At 43.0% G+C, this 22,807-nt stretch carries 17 protein-coding genes and 1 riboswitch; of the genes, 14 read left to right on the top strand and 3 right to left on the bottom strand.

The features are described from left to right. The first annotated feature begins 55 nt into the window (after window positions 1-55). From FFM78_RS08810 to thiW, 7 genes are all read left to right on the top strand, one after another. Entirely contained in the window at window positions 56-1,375 is a 1,320-nt protein-coding gene (locus FFM78_RS08810) for a nitrogenase component 1 (RefSeq protein ID WP_137638071.1), read from the top strand. Further along, window positions 1,372-2,517, top strand: coding sequence for a nitrogenase component 1 (locus FFM78_RS08805; RefSeq protein WP_137638070.1), 1,146 nt, complete (start codon window positions 1,372-1,374; stop codon window positions 2,515-2,517). Before FFM78_RS08810 ends, FFM78_RS08805 begins: the two co-directional genes overlap by 4 nt. Then, a complete protein-coding gene (locus FFM78_RS08800) occupies window positions 2,514-3,659 on the top strand; it encodes an ABC transporter substrate-binding protein (protein WP_137638069.1) in 1,146 nt (381 codons plus the stop codon). Before FFM78_RS08805 ends, FFM78_RS08800 begins: the two co-directional genes overlap by 4 nt. Window positions 3,660-3,693: 34 nt before the next feature. Further along, window positions 3,694-4,707, top strand: coding sequence for an ABC transporter substrate-binding protein (locus tag FFM78_RS08795; RefSeq protein WP_137638068.1), 1,014 nt, complete (start codon window positions 3,694-3,696; stop codon window positions 4,705-4,707). Between the two features lie 23 nt (window positions 4,708-4,730). Further along, window positions 4,731-5,954 (top strand): [FeFe] hydrogenase H-cluster maturation GTPase HydF, encoded by a 1,224-nt coding sequence (gene hydF, locus FFM78_RS08790; protein ID WP_137638067.1) that lies wholly within the window; start codon window positions 4,731-4,733, stop codon window positions 5,952-5,954. 200 nt (window positions 5,955-6,154) lie between these two features. Beyond that, the gene (locus FFM78_RS08785) at window positions 6,155-9,571 is read left to right on the top strand and encodes an SNF2-related protein (protein ID WP_223877045.1); all 3,417 of its coding nucleotides are present in this window, start codon (window positions 6,155-6,157) and stop codon (window positions 9,569-9,571) included. 42 nt (window positions 9,572-9,613) lie between these two features. Further along, window positions 9,614-9,719, top strand: a riboswitch (TPP riboswitch). Window positions 9,720-10,114: 395 nt separating this feature from the next. Next, window positions 10,115-10,630, top strand: a complete 516-nt coding sequence (gene thiW, locus FFM78_RS08780; RefSeq protein ID WP_137638066.1) for an energy coupling factor transporter S component ThiW — start codon at window positions 10,115-10,117, stop codon at window positions 10,628-10,630. Between the two features lie 205 nt (window positions 10,631-10,835). On the opposite strand, the gene FFM78_RS08775 is transcribed toward thiW, so the two are convergent. After that, complete coding sequence (locus FFM78_RS08775; RefSeq protein ID WP_137638065.1) at window positions 10,836-11,891, bottom strand: CdaR family transcriptional regulator; 1,056 nt, start codon at window positions 11,889-11,891, stop codon at window positions 10,836-10,838. Between the two features lie 322 nt (window positions 11,892-12,213). On the opposite strand from FFM78_RS08775, the gene FFM78_RS08770 reads away from it, so the two are divergent. The 7 genes from FFM78_RS08770 (at window position 12,214) to FFM78_RS08740 (ending at window position 20,962) form a co-directional block, all read left to right on the top strand. Beyond that, entirely contained in the window at window positions 12,214-13,545 is a 1,332-nt protein-coding gene (locus FFM78_RS08770) for an SLC13 family permease (protein WP_137638064.1), read from the top strand. A gap of 116 nt (window positions 13,546-13,661) precedes the next feature. Further along, window positions 13,662-14,552 (top strand): 2-hydroxy-3-oxopropionate reductase, encoded by an 891-nt coding sequence (garR, locus tag FFM78_RS08765; RefSeq protein ID WP_137638063.1) that lies wholly within the window; start codon window positions 13,662-13,664, stop codon window positions 14,550-14,552. 72 nt (window positions 14,553-14,624) lie between these two features. Then, complete coding sequence (locus FFM78_RS08760) at window positions 14,625-15,950, top strand: enolase C-terminal domain-like protein (RefSeq protein WP_137638062.1); 1,326 nt, start codon at window positions 14,625-14,627, stop codon at window positions 15,948-15,950. A gap of 14 nt (window positions 15,951-15,964) precedes the next feature. Next, complete coding sequence (locus FFM78_RS08755) at window positions 15,965-16,852, top strand: dihydrodipicolinate synthase family protein (protein WP_137638061.1); 888 nt, start codon at window positions 15,965-15,967, stop codon at window positions 16,850-16,852. 17 nt (window positions 16,853-16,869) lie between these two features. After that, on the top strand, window positions 16,870-18,009 hold the full coding sequence (locus FFM78_RS08750) for a glycerate kinase family protein (protein WP_137638060.1): 1,140 nt from the start codon (window positions 16,870-16,872) through the stop codon (window positions 18,007-18,009). Window positions 18,010-18,021: 12 nt separating this feature from the next. Then, window positions 18,022-19,530 carry a UxaA family hydrolase gene (locus FFM78_RS08745; RefSeq protein WP_137638059.1) on the top strand — a complete coding sequence of 503 codons (1,509 nt, stop codon included), beginning with the start codon at window positions 18,022-18,024 and terminating at the stop codon, window positions 19,528-19,530. A gap of 88 nt (window positions 19,531-19,618) precedes the next feature. Continuing rightward, a complete protein-coding gene (locus FFM78_RS08740) occupies window positions 19,619-20,962 on the top strand; it encodes an enolase C-terminal domain-like protein (protein ID WP_137638058.1) in 1,344 nt (447 codons plus the stop codon). 67 nt (window positions 20,963-21,029) lie between these two features. Here the strand turns inward: FFM78_RS08740 and FFM78_RS08735 are convergent, their stop codons facing one another. Continuing rightward, on the bottom strand, window positions 21,030-21,338 hold the full coding sequence (locus tag FFM78_RS08735) for a winged helix-turn-helix transcriptional regulator (RefSeq protein ID WP_137638057.1): 309 nt from the start codon (window positions 21,336-21,338) through the stop codon (window positions 21,030-21,032). Between the two features lie 325 nt (window positions 21,339-21,663). Beyond that, window positions 21,664-22,785 (bottom strand): NAD(P)-dependent alcohol dehydrogenase, encoded by a 1,122-nt coding sequence (locus FFM78_RS08730; RefSeq protein ID WP_010011918.1) that lies wholly within the window; start codon window positions 22,783-22,785, stop codon window positions 21,664-21,666. Window positions 22,786-22,807: the final 22 nt, after the last annotated feature.

Below are 22,807 nucleotides of genomic sequence, written 5' to 3'. Positions count from 1 at the left end.
TATCTTCGACAGTTACCAGTGGCGGTCAGATCCAAGTTCATTGTGAGGTGGGCACATGCTAAAGAATATGCATACAGCACCTAAGCAAGTCAGTGTACCCATTGCTCAAGCTGAATTTCCGCAGCCTTTTCCTGTGGGTTTGGAGTATTCAGCACCAGCGCGGGGAACCCAGAACATTGTTTTCACTGGCCTCTCGATTCCTGAGGCACATTCGATTTTCGTTTGTCCACAAGGTTGTTTACGCGGGGTAGTTTTAACGGCGGCAGATATTGGTGCATCTGATCGCTTTTCAACGATCGCTGTTGGTGAGAGTAATGTGCTGGAAGGCAATATGGAAGATCAGATCATTGACGGTGTTGGTCATATTATTGATCAATTACCCGTTACACCACCTGCTGTGTTAGTGTACACCAGTTGTGTTCACCAATTTTTAGGGATTGATCTGCACATGGTATTTGGCACCTTGCGGGCAAATTATCCGGCGATTCAATTTACTGATTGTTACATGAATCCAATTATGCGCAAAAGTGGTTGGAATCCGGATCAAAAAATGCGGCGTCAATTGTATAGCCTGTTAAAGCCAGCGCCATTAGATGAACATGCGGTCAATATTTTAGCCAATGATTATCCATTGGATCATAGTAGTGATCTGTATCAATTGTTAAGCCAAAATCATTACACCGTGCGGGAAGTGGCGACTTGTAAAAGCTACGCTGATTATCAGAAAATGGCAACGAGTAAAGTCGCTATCGTCACACGACCTGCTGGTAAGCCTGCCGGTAAATTAGTGGAAAAGAAATTAGGGCAACAATTGTTGTATTTGCCGTTGAGCTACAATTATGAAGAAATCATTCAGAATCTGCAAAAATTAAGTGCAGCGCTGGGATTGAACTATCAACCGGATCCGCAAACGATCGCAGCCTGTGACCAAGCACTGGCGGCGGCGCAGGCAATCATTGGGAATACGCCGATCGCGCTTGATGGCACCCTTGGTCCGCGACCATTAGGATTAGCGCGTTTATTGTTGGAACATGGTTTCCGGGTAACGGATATTTATATTGATATGTTTAACAAGGAAGAAAAGGCTGATTTTGCTGAATTACAGGCCATTGCACCTGACCTAGCTATTCATTCCACGTTGGCGGTAGGTATGCGGGTAGCGCCGCGTACCCGGGAAGAAAAGGTATTGGCGATCGGTCAAAAGGCTGCCTATTTTACTGCGACGGCGTACTTCGTTAATTTGATCAAAGGGTCTGGCCTATATGGCTTTGATGGTATTCAGCGTTTGGCCAGTTTAATGGTTGCGGCCTATCAAGAACCTAAAGATACACAAGCGCTTATTCAGACTAAAAGTTGGGGGTGTGGTTGTCTATGAAAGACGTAGCCCGCATTATTTCAACTTATACTTGTGATACTTCTGGGGTGGCCTCGGCACTGTATGAACTTGGCGGTATGACGGTCATGCACGATGCCGCTGGCTATAATTCGACTTATAGCACTTACGATGAGCCGCGTTGGTACGATACCGAAAGTTTGGTATTTACGACAGGCTTGACCGAAACGCAAGCAATTTTAGGTGATGACAGTAAATTTATTAATGATACTATCGAAGCGGCACAAGAATTAAAGCCGAAGTTTATTGCCTTAACTGGGTCACCAATTCCGATGGTAACCGGTACAGACTTTCCAGCAATTGCGCGGGAAGTTGAGTTGGCCACCGGGATCACAACGTTTGGTTTTGATACCAATGGCATGCACTCATACGTTGCCGGAGTTGGCTTAGCACTAAAAGTTTTAGCTGAACGGATTTGCCAAGCACCAACTCATAAAAGTGAAGCGCTGGCCGTTAATTTACTAGGCATAACGCCGCTGGACTTTTCGACCAATGGTACGGCTACTGCACTGGAAACAGTTTTAGAACAACAAGGTATCAGAATTCAATCAAATTGGGCGATGGGGAGTTCATTTGCCGCGATTCAAAATGCTGGTGCGGCGCAGGTTAATCTAGTGGTTACTGCAGGTGGTTTGCCTGCAGCTAAAGTATTACAAAAACGGTTTGGCATGCCCTATGTTATTGGCACGCCTTACGGAGCTGCTTTTACGGCACAAATTGGGGCAGCTATTCGAAAGGCTGCCACTAGTGGTGAAAATCAAGTTGTTTGTCAACCGCGAGTTAATGCCAAAACGATTATTATTGGTGAAAGTGTTACTGGATTATCGTTGGCCAATGCGCTTTATGCCGCTACTGGTGCGGGTGCAACAGTGCTGTGCCCGGTTACCCCTGCGGTTGAGTTATTAACTACCGGCTGTATTGCGGCGCGGGATGAAGATGAATTGATTCCCCATTTAGCTGCAGCAACCACGATCATTGCGGACCCGTTGTACCAACCGATCTGCCCAGCCACTGCCAAGTTTGTGGCGTTACCACAGGAGGCCTTTTCGGGACGCATTTATCATCAAGTCATGCCGAATTTAGTTAGTCATTTAGGAACACTTTTGGAGGAGTTGGGGTCATGAAAAAATTAAGTAAAGCAAAATGGATCAAAGCAATCGTCACAATTTTGGCGATCGTTACCTTAGTCGTTCCGTTAGCAGGGTGCGGTAGCAGCAGTAGTAGTTCGAGCAAAAGCAGTCAGGTCAGCAAAACAATTACGATCACCGATCAGGCTGGTGATAAAGTAACTGTTCCTAAGAAAATCAAACGTATTGCGGTAGCAGGTATTTTACCATTACCATCGTTCTTAACGGTTTTTTTCAATTCCGCCAGCAAATTGGTTGGTATTCCTAAAGCCAGTATGATCGCTGCTAAAAGTGGCTTATTATCTGAACTGTATCCAGACATTTTAAAGGCCAAAACGAATTACGATAATGGCGATACGGTCAATACCGAAGAATTAAAGAAGCTTAACCCCGATGTTGTTTTCTACAGTGCTAATAACCCGGCTTTGAAGAAGCAACTAAAAAATGCTGGGTTTACGGCCGTTGGTATTTCGGTTGATAAATGGCATTATAATACGATCGAGACACAAAAACATTGGATCGCGCTATTGTCCAAAATGTTCCCGCAAAATAACAAGGCCAAAATTGTCAATAACTATAGCGATAAAATGTATAATTTAGTTCAAAAGCGAGTTAAAAATATCAGTGCTGATAAGAAACAAAAAGTCTTCTTCTTGTTCCAATACAGCAACTCGATGATTGCAACTTCAAGTGATAAGTTCTTTGGTCAATACTGGGCTGACGCTGTTGGGGCAACTAATGTGGGTGAGACATTAAAAACCGACAATGCAACAACCGTTAACATGGAACAAATCTATAAGTGGAATCCGCAAAAGATTTTCATCACTAACTTTACAACGGCACAACCGAACGATTTGTATAACAATAAGATCGGTAATTACGATTGGAGTAAAGTTGCGGCGGTGAAGAATAAGCAAGTTTACAAGATGCCATTAGGGATGTACCGTAGTTATACGCCAGGAGTTGATACGCCGATCACCTTATTGTGGATGGCGAAAACCGTTTATCCTGATCAATTTAAAGATATTAACATTATTAAAGAAACCAAAACTTATTACAAGAAAGTCTTTAACGTTAATTTAACCGATAAACAAGCCCAAAAGATCTTTACACCACCGGCATCTGCATCAGCGTACTAAAAGTTATTTAAGCAAAAATATGAGGTGATAGATTTTGATCACAATTACCGATCAGGCTGGGGATATCGTGACGGTACCGCAGGAGATCAAGCGAATCGTAGTGGCGGGAATCTTGCCGCTGCCATCGATTTTAGCAACTTGTTTTAATGCGGCTGAAAAAGTTGTGGGTATGCCGGTGGCTAGTTTGACTGCCGCTAAGCATGGTTTATTAGCAGCGGCTTACCCGGCGCTTTTAAACGCCAATACCGCTTTTGATCAGGCCGGGGAAGTTGATATTGATAAGTTAGCGGCACTGGCACCAGATGTGGTTTTCTACGCTGCACGTAATCAAGCGCAAAAACGGCAGTTGCAAGCGGCTGGTATTCCGGCTGTTGGCTTTTCTGTTAGTCATTGGCAGTACAATGCGATTGCGACTTTAAAAGGTTGGCTTGATTTATTAGCCCAACTTTTACCACCAGCACCGAAGGCTAAGCAAGTAATTGATTACAGCAATCAAGTTTACCAGCGCATTCGGCAGCAAAGCGCGCTGATCCCTGCGGCCAAACGGCAAAAAGTTTTCTTCCTGTTTCGTTATGATCAAGCTGGCATCACAACATCCAGTGGTCAATTTTTTGGTCAGTACTGGGCGGACAGTGTCGGCGCAACTAACGTAGGTGCGGCTTTGAGCAATGATAATTCAACACCAGTTAGTTTCGAGCAAGTACGGCAGTGGAATCCGCAACAGATTTTGATTACTAATTTTACCGCAGCGCAACCAACTGATCTCTATCACAATACTTTAGGCAATGAGGACTGGCAACAACTTGCTGCAGTTCAACAGCAGCAAGTTCACAAAATGCCCTTAGGAATGTACCGCAGCTATTCACCAGAGGTTGATACTCCGATCACTTTGTTGTGGTTGGCTAAAACAATTTATCCGGATCAATTTTCAGCGCTTGATCTTGATCAAGAAGCGAAGGCTTATTACCAAACTGTATTCAATCTTGAGCTAACCGACCAGCAGGTGGCGAAAATGTTTACACCACCTGCGGCCGCCTCAGCGTATTAATGATTTAGAAAGAGGGAACAACCATGGGCTTAAATGAAACACCCTCCAGCGAACGTGTCCACATTGGTTTTTTCGGGCGGCGCAACGCCGGTAAATCTAGCTTAGTTAATGCGATCACTAATCAGGATCTGGCAGTGGTTTCTAGCAAGAAAGGGACCACGACTGATCCTGTGCACAAAGCAATGGAATTGTTGCCATTAGGGCCTGTGGCGATCACCGATACACCGGGTTTCGATGATTCCGGTGACCTTGGTGAGTTACGTGTTCATAAGGCTCAGCAAACGTTGAACAATACCGATATTGCAGTATTAGTGGTGGATGCTACCGTTGGTGTACAAGCCAGTGAACAGCAGCTACTGCAACTTTTTGCCGCGAAAAAGGTTAACTATTTAGTTGTGTTCAATAAGGCCGATTTGGTGCCTGATCATCTGGCACCGGCTAAAAATGAAATCTATGTCAGTGCGCAAACCGGGGTGGCGATCGCCGCTTTAAAGGAGCGGTTGGCCCATTTAGTTCCCCAAGGTCGCCAGCAGCCACCTTTAGTCAGTGATTTATTAAAGCCACACGACCTGGTCGTACTAGTGACACCAATTGATGCAGCGGCACCAAAAGGTCGGTTGATCTTGCCGCAACAAATGACGATTCGCGATATTTTAGACCACGATGGTATTTGTATGGTGACCAAGGAGACCGAGTTGGCTGCTACTTTAGCTAGTTTGAAGAATCCGCCAGCAATGGTGATCACCGACTCACAAGCTTTTGCCCAAGTTGCTAAGATCACACCGGCGACGATTCCGCTGACTTCATTTTCAATTTTAATGGCCCGTCGCAAAGGCATTCTCAACAGTGCCGTTCAAGGGGTTGGTACCATTGATCAATTACAAGATGGCGATAAAGTCTTGATCGCTGAAGGGTGTACACATCACCGCCAGTGCGGAGATATCGGCAGTGTTAAGTTACCAGCGTGGCTGAAAAAGCGCACTGGCAAAAAATTGACGATCGAACTGTCCAGTGGTCATGGCTTCCCCGAAGATTTAAGTCAGTATGCGTTGGTGATCCATTGTGGTGGTTGCATGCTTAATGCCCGTGAAGTCAGCAATCGGATGCAAACGGCAAATACCCAAGGAATTCCGATGACAAATTATGGGACAGCGATCGCTTATATGAAAGGTATTTTACCCCGCAGTATCGCGATGTTACCGGAAGCTTTAGCCAGCTTTCAAAGCCCGGTAGCGGTGACCAATTAATTTTTACAAAAAGCTAAGTTCTGCTGTCGATCGCTGAAAAGCGATTAATGGCAGAACTTTTTTGTTTACAAGATCGGTTTGGGTGCGCGTGTCAGTAATGTTTGAAACCAATAAGCGACTAGTGTTTTGTCGCGGTCTTTTTACATCTGGTATAATAAGAGTCAGTGAGCTCAATAGCGGACGAAATTTGGGGTAATCAAATGAATAGAAGAAAAATGCCAGTTAAAATTTGGAATCGCGGTAAAAAAATCGCTGTGAATGGTGCTGTGGAAATCCAATATGTAGATAATACTAATCAAGAAGTGGACGCCACGGTTTTTGGAACACATCCGTACGGGGTCACAGTAGGCGCCGATCCAGAGGCTGACTTTTGTGAATGCCCATTTTTTCCTGGTAATGGCTACTGCAAACATATTGCGGCGGTGGTTGACTTATTAAAAGCACAGCAGCGGCCAGTTGAAAAGTTATTTGATCGCCAAAGCGATGATTTAACTTATGAAAAAAATAACGCCGATTATTTGGCACGTTCGCAAAAATTTGAAACTTTGTTAAATGAAAATCCCCAGCACGCGGCAGCAATTTATGCGGATAAATCAAGCTATGATCTTCTACGTGCGGATCCTACGGCCTGGGCTGGTTTGGTGGATCCGGACGAACCAGCGCCGGCACCGCAACCGCCAGTATTGACCACGCAGCTTGAGCAGCCACAACACATTTTGGAACAGTTTAAACAACAGCAACCGCCTAAGAAAAATGGCGAGCGCTTTTTAGCTAATTTGGCGTTACCGCGGCAACACTATTTTAAACCGTTGCAGGCCGCAACTGATGCAGCCTTGACCTTAGAAGTAACGTTGGTTATCGCGGATGCAGGCAGCAATTGGGAATATGATTTTGAAAAGCGTTTCTTCATCAAAATGCGTTTGGCCGCTGCTGAGGGTAAATTCTATGTGATCAGTGATATACCGCGGTTTTTAACTGCTTATCAGTTGGAGCAAACTTACCAAACCAATGGTAAACGGGAATTTGACCTCACCCACGCGGCTTTTTCAACTGCCGAGCAGGCCCTACTAGAATTTCTTGGAACTGCGGATAATGAAGTGCAGATCGTTAGCTATGGTAGCGGTAAAGGCAAGTATTTTGCATTACCAAGTTATAATCTACCGCAAGCAGTGGCCTTGCTGAATAAATTACCGCATTTTGAATTCCGACAAGTAGAAGAACAAGAACAGCCTGGCTATACGGAACTAACGCTGCGGCAATTACAAGCTGCCGACGGTTTATTAAGTGGGGAGTTAACTGCCGAGGCGGGTGGTTACGCGCTGACTTTGACCAGCAACTTTCAGGAATATGTACCAGCTAATCGCGTTTTCGTACAACAGGCTACTTTGTTTCAAGCTACTCGTGCACAAATCAAGATCATCACGGAATTGATCAATAATTATGTGGCTAATACTGAATATAGTGACAGTAGTCAACTTCATTTTCCCAGTGGCAGCGAAGCGCAACTCAGTGATTTTATTGCTTATTTCAAGCAAGTAGGTGTGTTAAATGTACCGGCACAATTGACCATCAGTGCGATGACACCGCATTTCAGTTTACGTAAAAATAAGCATAACTTAGAATTACAGTTGGCTTATGAGTACGCAGGTCAGGTCATTAATAGTGCGACGATCGCGCAGCAGCCTGCAGTCCAACGGAATTTGGCCATGGAGCAACAAGCCCAAGACTATTTGCGTAGCTTAGACTTTCAGCTACAAGGACAATTGTGGGTGAGAGAATTCCCCCAAGCGGCTGCATTATACCGTTTTTTCACCCAAGAACTGCCTAATTTACGGGCAAATGGTGTGGTGGATGTGACGGCTGATTTGCAGGCGTTGTTACATCACGCCGCTGAATTAAAGCCGGCAGTCAAAGTGACTACCACAGCTGGTTTTTTGGCCGTTAATTTTTCGCTGAACGGTATTGGCGAAAGGGAGGTCGATACCGTCTTACAACAATTAGATACGGAACAGCCTTACGTGACGCGAACTGACGGTTCACTGATCTTAGTCGATGCGCACCTAAAGAAAGTAGCGGTGGCCCTGCGGCAATTGCGGCACCAAGGTAAATTACAGCACGGCCAGATCAAAGTTCACGCCGCGCAGGCATTGGCGGTCCAAGCTGTTCTAGGTGACACTGCTACCTTTGATCAAAAGTTCCAGCGTTTGACACAGGATCTAGCCCATCCAGAAAAATTTCCGGTAATACCAAAGCCGGTTCAAGCCAAATTACGACCCTACCAAAAAGTTGGGATCCAGTGGTTGGAAATGCTGGACTCGTATGGTTTTGGGGGTATTTTGGCCGACGAAATGGGCCTAGGTAAAACCCTGCAGCTGATCGGCTTTATCAATGATCATTTAGTGGCTGGACAAACGCATTTGATCGTGTCACCGGCCTCGTTGATCTACAATTGGCAGGAAGAATTTCATAAATTTACGCCGGCGATCAGCGTCAAAGTGGTGGATGGTAGCAAGGAACACCGGCGGCAGTTGATTAACAATACTGACGCTACGATTTTGATCACCAGTTATAACAGTGCGCGCCTAGATATTGCTGAATATCAGCAACGTAAAATCACTTATTTGGTCCTAGATGAAGCGCAGTACGTGAAGAATGCTAGCAGCAAAACTAACCAGAATTTGCGGCAGCTAACTCCCCAGAATACCTTTGCGCTTTCTGGCACGCCGATCGAAAATCGCGCAGCGGAACTGTGGGCTATTTTTGAATTGGTTATGCCAGGGTTATTACCTAGCAAAAAAGCGTTTAATCAGTTATCCCCAGCTGAAATTGCGGCACGGGTCAAACCGTTTATTCTACGGCGGGAAAAAGCGACGGTGTTAAAAGATATTCCAGCCAAAGTTGAATCTAATTTGTATAACGAAATGACTAAAGCGCAAAAGACCGTTTATTTAGCACAATTAAAACAGATGCAAGTGAAGATCAAGGGTATGACCAGTGCTAATTTTGTTAAAAACAAAATCGCAATTTTGGCCGGTTTAACGCGTTTGCGGCAAATTTGTGATACGCCGGCATTATATCTAGACGATTATCGCCAGGCTTCCGGTAAATTAGAACAACTCAAGGAAATCCTACGGCAGGCGCAGGCTAATCAGCGCCACGTACTGATCTTTTCACAATTTACTAGCATGCTGGACTTGATCGAAACCGAATTGGCACAGCAGGGCATCGCGACTTTCATGTTGCAAGGCAGCACCAAACCCAAGGCGCGCTTAGCTATGGTGGATGCCTTCAACGCCGGCGCGAAAAATGTTTTTCTGATTTCGCTCAAAGCAGGCGGCACCGGCTTGAATTTAACGGGTGCCGACATGGTGATCTTAGTCGATCTATGGTGGAACCCCGCGGTGGAAGATCAAGCTACTGCCCGAGCCCACCGCATTGGCCAGAAAAAAACGGTTGAAGTATTCCGGTTGATCACCAAGGGAACCATCGAAGAACAGATCTACAAGTTACAGGAAAAAAAGCGTAATTTTGTGGATCAAGTTTTAAGTGGTACTGAAAATAAAGGCACACTAACTGAAGCAGAGGTACGGTCGATTTTAGGTATTACGGCTAATTAAAATAATGATTGTATTCTAGTTGGTAGTGGTTATAATTAAGTTAATTGAAAGCAGGGGAGCTGTGAGCAGCAGCTGAGAGGAAAATATATTTTCGACCCTTTAAACCTGATTGGTTAAAACCAGCGTAGGGAGCTATGAGTAGTGATAAACGGGCATCCTATTGAAAAAGGATGTCCGTTTTTTGTTTGCAGGTTAACTTTCAATTCTGGGTCTGGAAACGATAAACGTGACCAAAAAGATGGTTTTCTGTGTTGGGCTACATTAGAAAAACGCTGTATTTCATACGTGCTGGCAACACAGTTAGCAAGTATTAGGTGCGAACATATGCGCACTGCCTTACTTTTCGTTGGCGATTGAACCAAAGCAAAATACAATCAGTCCAGATCACGCTGCGGGGAACTTATTTAATACTCAAGTTGCGGTAAGTGTTTTGCCAGAGACAGGATTGTTGTCTGAAATATTGGAATCATTAGCGTTCTTTACTAAGGAAGCTATTACTTGTGGGGAATCGCCTTTTAGAACATGTGCTAATCTTTGGAGGTGTTGGTTTTGCAAAATCGAGTACAAAAGTTGACCGTATTGGCGATGATGATCGCCTTGGACGTGGTGCTATCGCCGTTATTTCGGATCGAAGGGATGGCGCCGATGTCCAGCGTGCTGAATGTGATCGCGGCAGTGGCCTTAGGTCCACTCTATGGAACGATCATGGCCTTCACCTGCGGTTTGTTACGAATGCTGCTATTAGGCATACCACAATTAGCACTGACTGGCGCTGTATTTGGTGCCTTGTTGGCCGGCCTTTTTTATCGGTTGCGGCCGAATATTTGGTTAGCGGTGCTAGGTGAATTTATTGGTACTGGTTTGATCGGTTCATTGCTATCTTACCCTGTAATGGCCGTATTTACTGGCAGCAGTCAAGGGATGTATTGGTTTTTCTACACACCACGCTTTATTGGCGGCGCACTTTCTGGATCATTGATCGCTGTGATCGTAGTACGAGAAATTAAACGGGTAGGGTTGTTAGGTGCGCTACAGCGGGTTTTTGATAGGAGCGAATAGTTAAAATGTGGCCGTGATTGTATTTCATTAATCTATGTTAAGTATAAGTTGCGTAAATTCATTTTAGGAATAATCACTTTAATTAGTACTTTGCTTAGTTTTAAAATTGAATATTAAGTATGATCTGCTTTAAATTGGATATAAAAATCCGCCTATGAGATTAGAATAACTAAATGTTATTTGTGCTCATAGGTGGATTTTTATCTTATTGTTCCTGTTCGTAAACAAATTTAGCATAGTAAAGCGAACCAATATATAAATGAAATAAATCATGATAATTATGGGGGTCTAAATGTAATTCTTCTTTAATTTTTTTAAGGCGATAATTTAGTGTGTTGCGATGAATATGCAATGATTCTGAAGTGATGGAAATGTTGCCATTATCTTCAATAAAAGCATTTAAAGTTTGTAATAGTTCTTGACCGATTAGCGTTTGATCAACTTCAGCGAAGCGTTTGACTAAGTTATTTAGCGGTAAATTACTGGATAACAGCTTATCAATCAAGTGAACTTGTTTGTAATATTTAAGCTTGCTGTCATGCAAAACATGGCGTAATTCAATCGTTTTTTGGGCTTCAGCTACAGAAATGCCGATTCGCGTCGTACTTTTACCGATACCAATGTCTAATTTACGAACTGAACAACTGTGTTTATATTTTTCAATATTGCCTTCAAATTCGGTTAAAATAATTAGGTTGCTAGAAGAGATCAAAAGTTTGAAGTCGGCACTATCAACGGGAAAGTTAGTCAAATTTTTACCTTTGATAACAATGGCATAGCGATCACGAAAAATATCAATTTTAAGTTTTTGAGCATCGATCAGCAGTGCTTGGTTGGTTTCCAATTTAGCTTCCACTTGAACCCATTGATATAAGAAACGATTATACGAAGTTTCGCTGATCAATTTTTGCTGGTCCGCGTAACTTTGGTTCAGTAATAATTCGGTGGCTGTACTGAGCAGCGAGGCTAATGGAACCACTTCATTAGGCTCTCCAGTGATCCCAATGACGCCAATAATTCTATCATTGAAATGCACGGGCATGTTGACCCCTGGCTGGCCATTTTCACCGTGGGAACGTTCCATGATCAAAGTTTTTTGTTGGCGAATCGCATCCAATGCACCGACATGTAATGTATTTAAACGTTCTGAACTACCGCTGGCAATAATATAGCCATTTTCGTCCATCATATTGATATTGTACGGGATCTTACTCATCATTTTATTAACGATTGATTGGGCAAGTTCTGGTTCTAATTTCAAAATTAGCCATCTCCTCTTGAAAAAAATCAAGTAATAAACTAGACCAATATTTTATGTGAAAAATATCTAAAACGAATTGAAAATACACTGATTTAATAAGCTTTTAATTGACTAATTATACACAATTAAATCGGCCTATAATTTCATTTTAACAGTAGCTTTTAAATATTCAAACAAAAAAATTAAAAATCATTGTTCAAATGAACATTGTATGCGAATTCATTAATTGATATTATGATCGAGATGAGTCAGGTTAACCACATCATGAAAAGTTCATTAAGTAACAATGTTGATTAAAAAAGTTTGAGAGTGGGTGAGCTACATGGGCTTCAAAGCAGTTGTTGGTTTTGTAATGATGATCTTGATAACGGTTTTGTTGATGAAGAAAAAAGTCAGCACCATCTTTTCTTTCACAATAATTCCTTTAGTAGCGGCTATTATTATTGGTTCTTCGTTTAAACAGATCGGGACTTATTTAACTAAAGGGTTGGCAATGACAACGCCAGTTTCCTTGATCATGCTATTCTCGTTGCCGTACTTTATGTTGATGGCGGATACCGGGATGTTCAGTGGGATCGTTAAGCGGATTGTTAGCCACGTCAAAATGAATCCAGTCGTGTTAGCGGTGCTGACCGTCATTGTCGCTATGATCACTGGCTTGGATGTCAGTATTACGTCAGTTTACTTGATCACCGTGCCATTGCTGTTACCGTTTTATAAGAAAATGAAAATGCGGCCGGTTATCTTAGTTTTTCTGACTTCACTAGGGATCATTAATACGTTTGATGTTCCGTGGAGTGCCAGAATGTTACGGAGCGCATCCTTGATCCCAAAGATCAATAATGGGACTAACTACTTATTTGGTAAGTTATTCCCACCACAGATCGTTTTGACGATCGTGATTTTCGGAATCGCAGTTTTCTTGGGTCTACGCGAAACAAAGCGTCTGAAAAAGGCAGGTATTGATCCTGCTGCAGCCGCAGCAGCCGATGATGACGAGACGGATGTTGTTGAAGAAGACAAAGAGCTGATCCAACCTAAGAAGTTTTGGATCAATGTTGCTTTAACCATCTTTATTATCGTTCTCTTGTGCGCATTACCGGATGTTCCGTCGTACTATACGTTTGCTTTTGGTTTAGTTATTGCCTTAGAGATCAACTACCACGATCAAAAAATGCAAACGAAATTGTTAAAGAAATATGCCAGCTCTTTATTCCCCGTTATGCCGGCGATCCTCTTATCAGGTGTTGTTGTCGGGGTCATGGAATTCAGTGGTATGATGCAGTCCATGGTTAAATTCTTGGTCGGTATTATTCCTGCAGCCATGGGGCCTTGGGTTTATATCATTATTGGTTTAGTTGGCACGCCGTTGATGTTTGTCTTCACCAACGATACTTGGTACTACGTTTTAATGCCAATCGTTATCGGTTTAATGCGGGCTTACGGCATTCCGGCCGACGTTGTTATTGTGACCTTATTCATGAACATGGGCGCAATGTTAACCCCAATTGCACAACCACAATTGTATATTGGGACTGACTTAACTAATGGTGAAGTTGATTTACCGCAGTATATGAAATTTGCGTTTATACCAATCTGGCTATTGAACATTGTTTGGATCGGTATCGGTTTATTGATGGGCACATTCAGATAATGCATCTGCACAAAAGCGCTACCAAAACGTTAGACTAATGAACATTGTTAATCAATGTACAAAACACTAGTATAAATATGTAAATAAAACAATAATATTTGAAGGAGATCATAAATATGACAAAAATTGGATTTGTTGGTTTAGGTATTATGGGTAAGCCAATGGCAAAGAACTTAGTTAAAGCAGGCGAAGACGTTACCGTTTATGACTTTAAACAGGCCTCAATTGATGAATTGGTTAGTGTTGGTGCTAAAGCGGCCAAAAGTGGTAAAGAAGCAGCACAAAATGCTGATGTTATTTTCACAATGGTTCCTAATTCACCTAACGTTGAAGCCGCTTTGTTCAATGAAGGCGGGATCGCTGAAGGCTTAACTGCTGGTAACACAGTCATTGATATGAGTTCAATCAATCCATTAGCTAGTCAGGGTTTTGCTAAACGCTTAGCCAAGTTGAACGTTGGCTTCCTAGACGCGCCAGTTTCTGGTGGTGAACCTAAAGCAATTGATGGATCCATCGCAATTATGGTCGGTGGCGAAAAAGACTTATTCGATAAATTCAAGGATCTATTAGGTATTATGGGCGGCACAGTTACTTATGTTGGCGCTGTTGGTGCTGGCAATACGACTAAATTAGCTAATCAAGTTATTGTTGCTTTAAACATTGCCGCAGTTAGTGAAGGCTTCTCCTTAGCCGAAAAGGCTGGCCTCGATCCAGAATTAGTTTTCAAAGCGATCCATACTGGTTTAGCTGGTAGCACAGTCATGGACGCGAAAGTTCCCAAGATCGTCAACCGTGACTTCACCCCTGGTTTCCGGGTAGATCTGCATATCAAGGATTTACAAAATGCCTTGGATACATCACATTCATTACACGTTTCACTTCCGTTAACTTCAGAGGTTATGGAAATCTTGCAAGCTGTTAAAAATGACGGTAATGGTTCAGATGACCATTCGGCGATCGCTAAATACTATGAAAAGATCAACGACATTACGATTTCAAAAAAATAAATAGCTAGAGTTAGAGGTGAAGTGATTCGCTTCACCTTTTTCTCACGGTATTAAAGTGAAGGAATGATCAAGATGGTCCCTAAAATTGTTAAAATGGACGTGTACCCGGTTGCTGGTTATGACAGTATGCTACTGAACTTAAGTGGTGCACACGGTCCCTTCTTTACCCGTAACATTGTGATTTTAACGACGGATGAAGATAAAGTTGGTGTTGGTGAAGTTCCTGGCGGTGAGAAAATTACCGCGCTCCTTGAAAAAACAAAGACATTAGTCGTTGGCCAACCGATCAGTCAATTTAAAGGTGTTTTGTTAGCAATTCAGAAGCAATTTGCTTATTTAGATGCTGGTGGACGCGGGCAGCAAACGTTTGATCAACGCATTATGATTCACGCCGTTACCGCGATCGAAACGGCTTTTCTCGATTTACTAGGTAAATATCTACACGTACCAGTAGCCGCGTTACTAGGAGCTGGTCAGCAGCGTGAAAAAGTTGATGTGCTTGGCTATCTATTTTACGTAGGTGATCGCACTAAAACTAATTTACCTTATATTCATGACGACGATGATGCTGATGCCTGGGGCAAAATTCGGCGTCAACCGGCTTTAACTCCGGAAGGAATCGTCCGGCAAGCTCAAGCCGCTTATGATCGTTATGGGTTTAAAACCTTTAAGCTTAAAGGTGGTGTTTTCGCTGGTGAAGACGAAGTTGCTGCCATTAAGGCTTTGCATACGGCTTTTCCTGACGCTAAATTAGATCTAGATCCGAATGGTGCATGGTCACTGAAAGAATCCATTGAATACGCTAAAGAACTGAAAGGGATTCTAACTTATGCTGAGGATCCTTGTGGCGCCGAAGAAGGTTTCTCCGGACGTGAAATTTTAGCCGAATTTAGAAAGGCCACGAATTTACCAACAGCGACTAATATGGTGGATACCGATTGGCGGCAAATGCAACACGCTGTTGCTTTGAACAGTGTTTCCATTCCTTTAGCTGATCCTCATTTTTGGACAATGGAAGGTTCTGTACGGGTCGCACAATTATGCCATGATTTTGGTTTAAATTGGGGAATTCATTCCAACAATCATTTTGATATTTCTCTGGCGATCGTGGCGAATACTGCCGCCGCTGCACCTGGGAGTATTTACGCGATCGATACGCATTGGATCTGGCAAGATGGTCAAAATTTAACTAAGAATCCTTACCAAATTAAGGATGGCCAATTAACGGTTCCTAAAACTAATGAAGGTTTAGGTGTCGAAATTGATTTAGATGCTGTCAAGGCGGCACATCAACTGTACTTAGACAATAACCTAGGTGCGCGTGATGATGCTAAAACCATGCAGTTCTTGATCCCAGGTTGGAAATTTGATCCGAAAAAACCAGCTTTAGTTCGCTAGAAGGGTGATAAAAAATGGATACAACAAGAATTAAAGGGATTATTGTACCGCTATTAACCCCAGTTGATGATCAAGAAAATATTGATGATGTTAAATTACGCCAAATTGTTGATCACGTCATTGAAGGTGGCGTGCAAGGGATTTTGGCCTTTGGCAGTAATTCCGAATTTTATATGTTTACCGATGAAGAATTAATCCATGGCTTTAAAGTTATTAAAGAAGAGGCTGCCGATCGGGTGCCTGTATATTTCGGCATGGGACCGATCCGGACACGTGAAGGGATCAAATTAGCTAAAAAAGCGCAAGAATTAGGCGCCGATGCGGTTTCGATCTTACAACCGATGTTCTTAAAGCCAACTGAAGCAGAACTCTTTCAGCATTATAAAACGATTGCTGCAGCGATTCCAGATACACCCGTTTTGATCTACAATAATCCCCGGGTAGGTTATGGTTTATCCGCACAATTAGTCAGCGCTTTAGCACATCAAGTCAAGAATATTGTCGGTATGAAAGACTCCAGTGGTAATTTGACCTTGCTAAGTGAGATCATTCGCTTGACCCAAGACATTGAATTCAGAGCGTTTACTGGTAAAGATACCTTGATCTATTTAGGCCTTTGCTTAGGGACCTATGGCAGTGTTTGCTCAACCGCCAATGCTTTAGCACCACTGATCGTTTCAATTTATGATAAGTTCAAGCAAGGTGATTATACTGGTTCGCGCGCGGCGCAATTTAAATTAAATCCAGCGCGCTTGGTTCAAAATGAAGCCAGTTTTCCAGTAGCTACTAAAGACATGGCCAATATTCTTGGTCTAGATATGGGTAAACCAATTCTGCCAAGCCAACCATCGACTGGCAAAGTTTACGCTGATATTAAGCGAGAATTGGATAAATTAGATTAGTAATCGAGGGGATTGTGATGCACAGAGTACTTATAGCATCTGACTCTTTCAAGGGAAGTGCAACTTCAAAAGAAATTGCCCAGTATCTGACCGCTGGCATTCTACGTGCGGATAGCACTGCCCAGATTGATTCGGTTTCGATCGCTGACGGCGGTGAAGGAACAGTGTGTAGTGTTGTGGCGGCTACAGGTGGGAAACTACTTAAAACTGAGGTGGTCGGACCACTAGGCACACCAGTAGCGGCAACTTGGGGGTTGTTGAATGATAAAACGGCAATTATTGAGGTTGCTGAATCTTCGGGAATCACCTTGATAGCTGATCATCTGGATGCTGGTAAAACGACTACTTATGGGGTCGGACAATTAATTAAGGCAGCATTGGATCATCAAGTCAAGCAGATCTATGTTGGTTTAGGCGGTAGTGCCACCAATGATGGTGGTGTTGGTATGGCCCAAGCATTAGGTGCGCGTTTCTACGATGCCCAAGATCATGAGCTAGCAACTGGCGCCAATTCATTATGTGATCTGGCTAGGATTGATCTAACGACGATTGATTCACGGTTAGCGACCACTAAAGTAATTGGATTATCGGACGTTAATAATCCGTTGACCGGAGAACAAGGAGCTAGTAAAATCTTTGGCCCTCAAAAAGGCGCAACACCGGATCAAGTAAAAACATTAGATCATAACTTACAGTGCTTGGCAAAATTAGTTCAACAGACGACACAGGTTGATTATGCAAACAAAGCAGGCGCTGGTGCTGCCGGCGGAACAGGTTTTGGTCTTTTAGCCTTTTGTCACGCGGAAATTCGTTCGGGAATCAGTGAGATCATTAAGTTACTGCAATTAGATCAGCGAATGGCGCGAGTAGATTTGGTGATCACCGGCGAAGGACAAATTGATGGGCAGTCACTACATGGTAAACTACCGGTTGGGGTAGCTAAGCTGGCTAAACAACATGGCTTACCGGTGATCGCTGTGGTTGGCAGTATTGGTTCAGATTTAGAAGAGATTTATAAAGCTGGTTTTGACTTGGTTTTGTCATCAACGAATCGACCGATGACGATCAAGCAGGCAACGGAAAATATTGCGACTTTAGTTGCTAATGCTGGCTTTACTGCATTCAAAGCTTTTAACTCCTTTAGACAAGAAAGTTAGAGGGCGCAAAAAATGAGAAATACAGTGATGATGAGGAGCAATGACAATGTGGCCATTGCGATCCACGATTTAAAAAAAGGGGATCACGCAACCGCGGAAGTGTGCGTGAATGAAGCCATTCCACAGGCGCATAAAGTTGCGCTAGTGGATATTCCCAAAAATGGTGTCGTTCGGCGGTACGGGGTTGTGTTAGGCTACGCTAAAGCCGCTATTAAAGCTGGTGACTGGATCAACGAAACTAGTTTGATCTTACCTAAATCACCAGAGCTGCATGATATGCCGTACAATACCAATATTGATACTGATTTGCCGACACCACCGCGGACAACCTTTATGGGCTACGATAATGAAGGTAGTGATTACGCGGGGACACGCAATATTTTGGGAATTCAAACCACCGTTCAATGCGTGGTCGGTATTTTGAAAGTTGCTGTTAAAAAAATGAAGCAAGATCTATTGCCTAAATATCCTAATGTCGACGATATTGTCATTATTAGTCACGCCTATGGCTGTGGGGTAGCGATTGATGCGCCAGAAGCGAAAATTCCGATTCGGGCCGTGCGCAATATTATGAAGAACCCTAATTTTGGTGGCCAATTAATGGTCGTTGGCTTGGGCTGCGAGAAATTGACACCAGAACGTGTGATGGATGAAGCTGATATCAATGATGATAACTTTATTTTATTGCAAGATCACCATGGTTTCCAAAATATCCTCAAAGCGTTATACGCAATGGCGGAAAAAAAGCTAGCCGTTTTAAATCAGCGGCAACGGGTGGCCTTACCACTTTCTAAATTATCCGTTGGAATGCAGTGTGGGGGGAGTGATGCCTTTTCTGGTGTCACTGCTAATCCAGCTGCCGGCTATGCTTCTGATTTATTGGTCAGCGGTGGGGCAACGGTGATGTTTTCTGAAGTCACTGAAGTTCGTGATGGTGTCGAATTCATCGCACAGCGAATCCCGGATAAACCTAATTGTGATAAATTAGCGCAAGAAATGAGTTGGTACGATCATTACTTGGCCGAAGGTGGCGTTGATCGGTCGGCTAACCCAACACCGGGGAATAAGGCCGGTGGTTTATCCACAATTGTTGAAAAATCAATGGGATCAATTGCTAAATCTGGCGCTGCACCAGTTAGTCAAGTTGTTAGTGCTGGCGAGATCCCGACTAAACACGGTTTGATCTTCAATGCGACACCAGCTAGTGATTTTGTTTGTGGCACGATGCAATTAGCATCTGGCATGGCCATGGAAGTCTTCATGACTGGCCGCGGAACGCCTTATAATTTGGAAGCGGCACCGGTGATCAAGGTTTGTTCGCGAACGGATCTCAAAGAGTTTTGGCAAGATTTGATCGATATTAATGCGGGAACGATCGCAACCGGCGATAAAACCGTTGAAGAAGTCGGTACCGAATTATTCAATTTCATTATTGATGTTGCCAGTGGGGCAAAACCAGTTGCCGAACAATTAGGGTTGTACAATGATATTTGTATTTTTAACCCGGCACCAATTACCTAGGATAGGTTGATAAGCAGTATAAAACGGTGGTAAACCTAATTGTTATCACCGTTTTAAATTTGATTTTATTTTAAAGGAGGAAACGACAATGACAGTTGCAGTTCCCAAAATTACTGATATGAAGGTTTACCCAGTTGCAGGTTACGATAGTATGCTATTGACCTTAAGCGGGGCGCATTATCCGTACTTTACCCGGAATATTGTGGTTCTAACCGATGATTCAGGTCAAATGGGGATTGGCGAGATCCACGGTGGCGATTCGATCACTAAATCTTTAGAGAGTTATCGGCCCTTAGTTATTGGCCAGAAAATTAGTGCCTATCGCCAAATTTTAAATGATATTCGCCAAAAAGGCTGGCGGGAGAAAAATGATAGTGGCCAAGGCTTGCAGCAATTAAACTTGGCTAACTTAAAATATGTGGTTCATGCTGAGGCCGCAATTGAATGTGCCTTACTCGATTTGTATGGTAAGTTCGTTGATCTACCAATGTGCGATATCATTGGGGATGGTCGGCAGCGCGACGCGGTAGAAATGTTAGGGTATTTATTCTATATTGCGGATTACCATAAAACTGATCTGCCTTACATTCATGATGATGACAACGACGATGCTTGGGGAAAAGTAAGGCGTCAAGAAACGTTGACTGTTGATGGCATTGTTAAGCAGGCTGAAGCGGCCCAAGCTCGTTACGGTTTTAAAAGCTTTAAATTAAAAGGCGGTGTGCTCAGCGGTGATGAAGAGATGCAGGCAGTTGTTGCTTTGCACAAACGTTTTCCAGATGCGCGGATCAACCTTGATCCCAATGGCGCTTGGTCATTACAGGAAGCCATTGATTTAACAAAAAAATACGGTACTGCATTGACTTATTTAGAAGATCCTTGTGGGCCAGAAGCCGGCTTTTCTGGCCGTGAAATTATGAGTTTTTATAAAAATGCCACGAATATGCCGGTGGCCACCAATATGATCGCCACGGATTGGAAACAATTCTACCCGTCATTAATGATGAAATCGGTTGATATTGTTTTAGCGGACCCACATTTTTGGGGTATCAATGGCAGCTTGAGAATGGCTAGTGTGCTCAATGATTGGGGCCTAACTTGGGGATCACATTCGAATAATCATTTTGATATTACCCTTGCACTATACGCCCAAGTTTCGGCTGCAGCGCCTGGAAATATTACCGCCATTGATACACATTTCATTTGGCAAGATGACCAACAATTATGTGATGATGCCTTGAATATTCGTAATGGTGAAATCAAAATTCCTAAGCGTCCTGGTTTAGGGATCAACATTAATCTGGAAAAACTTGCAGCAGCTAATCAATTATATACAACCTTAAAGCGCCATGATCGTGATGATTCCCGAGCAATGCAATATTTGATCCCAGGTTGGCAGTTTGATCCTAAGCAACCGACACTAGTGCGATAAAATAAGCTTTATTACCACTTTTAAGCGTAAACAAAAACACTTACCTTGAGTTGGTAAGTGTTAGTCATTAATATTCAGCAACTAAATTTGTGCTTGCATGGCGATCGCCCCAGCGTTCTAATTCATTCAGTACCCGTTTGAGTTGTTCACCTTTAGCGGTTAATGTGATCTGTTGGTCTTCAGTTAGATCCAATAGGTTGAGTTGATCAAGCTCACTAACTTTGTTGTGTAAATTCAGCGTATTTATGCCACTAATTTTTTCCCGAAGATCCATAAAGTCAAGTGGTGTCATTGCTAAGTTTGCGATGATCAGGCCCGCCCATTTGTCATTTAATATTTTTAAACCCGCGTTGATTCCTAGTGAATAATTGCTCATCAGTGAACTTCCTTTCTCTATTATAGCTTGATATTAAGCCGTTTCCATTGCTTGTTTCATTAAAGGTTAACGCGTATCATTCTAACATAAAGCTGAGCAGAATTTAAATGATTTGTTTTTAAAATTAACAAATTGACAGGTCACTTTTTGGATAGTTCATGTGTCTATAATGAACATTTAAGCACGCAAGACCGGGACTTGATCCGCTTCGGATGGATTGAAAATGACACGACCAGCTGGCAAAGTTAAAATAAAAAATGTCCGTGTAAATGATAAATTTACACGGACATTTTTTATTATCTATAGACTATGAAGAAAATTTAAATTATTTACCTGGTTGGTAGTCAGGATCAATGACCAAAATTGGCTTGATCGTTTTGCCGCTGATGGAATCAGCGTTAGCTTGGTTGATTTCTGCAAACTTGTAGAACTTTTCAGTTTTATCGAAGTCAAACATTCCTTGACGATAAAATTCAAGTAAACGGGGGATATCAATTTGTGGAATTGAATCGCCCATGTTAACACCGATCACAGATTTGTCATCAACACAAAGATCATTCCAAGTGTCAACATCAATGTGGTGTGCAGTAACGGCGATACATGCGGAGACACCACCTTGTGCCAGTGCTTTAATAGAAGATTCCATTACGGCAGTGACCCCAGTTGTATCAACTGCATAAGTGACCCCATGACCGTTTGTCAGTGCTTTGATAGCTGCAACTGGATCTTCATTTTTACTGTTGATCGTGTTAGTTGCGCCTAATTCCTTAGCCAAGGCCAAACGTTCGTCAACGATATCAACGGCGATAACACGAGTACAACCAGAGATCCGGCCGGCCATCATGGCAGCCAAACCGACGGCACCAGTACCGAAGACCGCAATCGTGTCACCAGGGCGTGGTTGTAATGTGTTTAAAACTGTCCCACTACCAGTGACGTAACCACAGCCTAAAGGTCCTAATTTCCGTAGGTCTAGATCTTTAGGAACTTTGACTGCATTACGTTCACGAACAACTGTGGTCGTGGTGAATGAAGACTGATCGAACATATCGGCGATTTTTTCACCATTTTCAGTAAAGTGTGCAGTTCCATCCGGGCGGACACCGGAAAGGTTGTTATCCGCATAATGTAAACATTGAGTTGGGATACCTTTTAGACAATTTTCACAATTACCGCAAGCATAAAACGACATGATCACATGATCACCAGGCTTGAAGTTTTGTACATGGGAGCCGACTTTTTCAACGATCCCAGAACCTTCATGACCGAGAATGATCGGGTAACCAATTGTAGCATCACCTTTACGTAATGCTTCATCAGAATGGCAAACACCACTTGCTACCATATGGACTTGAATATCGTCGTCCTGCATTTCTGCAAGCTCGATATCATTCTTCATTGTGAATTGTGCACCTTGTTTATCAACAACAGCTGCTTGAATTTTCAATATATGTCACTCCTTGATGGAC

The sequence above is a fragment of the Loigolactobacillus binensis genome (assembly GCF_005405165.1).
Taxonomy (GTDB): Bacteria; Bacillota; Bacilli; order Lactobacillales; family Lactobacillaceae; genus Loigolactobacillus; species Loigolactobacillus binensis.
The sequence above is the reverse complement of the archived record's forward strand: the minus strand, read 5'-3'. Positions and strand labels throughout refer to the sequence as shown.

Bases quoted from the DNA above. Each gene is read 5' to 3' on its own strand.
- FFM78_RS08810 (WP_137638071.1), top strand. From the start codon at position 56: ATGCTAAAGAATATGCATACAGCACCTAAGCAAGTCAGTGTACCCATT.
- FFM78_RS08805 (WP_137638070.1), top strand. From the start codon at position 1,372: ATGAAAGACGTAGCCCGCATTATTTCAACTTATACTTGTGATACTTCT.
- FFM78_RS08800 (WP_137638069.1), top strand. From the start codon at position 2,514: ATGAAAAAATTAAGTAAAGCAAAATGGATCAAAGCAATCGTCACAATT.
- hydF (WP_137638067.1), top strand. From the start codon at position 4,731: ATGGGCTTAAATGAAACACCCTCCAGCGAACGTGTCCACATTGGTTTT.
- FFM78_RS08785 (WP_223877045.1), top strand. From the start codon at position 6,155: ATGAATAGAAGAAAAATGCCAGTTAAAATTTGGAATCGCGGTAAAAAA.
- FFM78_RS08770 (WP_137638064.1), top strand. From the start codon at position 12,214: ATGGGCTTCAAAGCAGTTGTTGGTTTTGTAATGATGATCTTGATAACG.
- garR (WP_137638063.1), top strand. From the start codon at position 13,662: ATGACAAAAATTGGATTTGTTGGTTTAGGTATTATGGGTAAGCCAATG.
- FFM78_RS08760 (WP_137638062.1), top strand. From the start codon at position 14,625: ATGGTCCCTAAAATTGTTAAAATGGACGTGTACCCGGTTGCTGGTTAT.
- FFM78_RS08755 (WP_137638061.1), top strand. From the start codon at position 15,965: ATGGATACAACAAGAATTAAAGGGATTATTGTACCGCTATTAACCCCA.
- FFM78_RS08750 (WP_137638060.1), top strand. From the start codon at position 16,870: ATGCACAGAGTACTTATAGCATCTGACTCTTTCAAGGGAAGTGCAACT.
- FFM78_RS08745 (WP_137638059.1), top strand. From the start codon at position 18,022: ATGAGAAATACAGTGATGATGAGGAGCAATGACAATGTGGCCATTGCG.
- FFM78_RS08740 (WP_137638058.1), top strand. From the start codon at position 19,619: ATGACAGTTGCAGTTCCCAAAATTACTGATATGAAGGTTTACCCAGTT.
- FFM78_RS08735 (WP_137638057.1), bottom strand. From the start codon at position 21,338: ATGAGCAATTATTCACTAGGAATCAACGCGGGTTTAAAAATATTAAAT.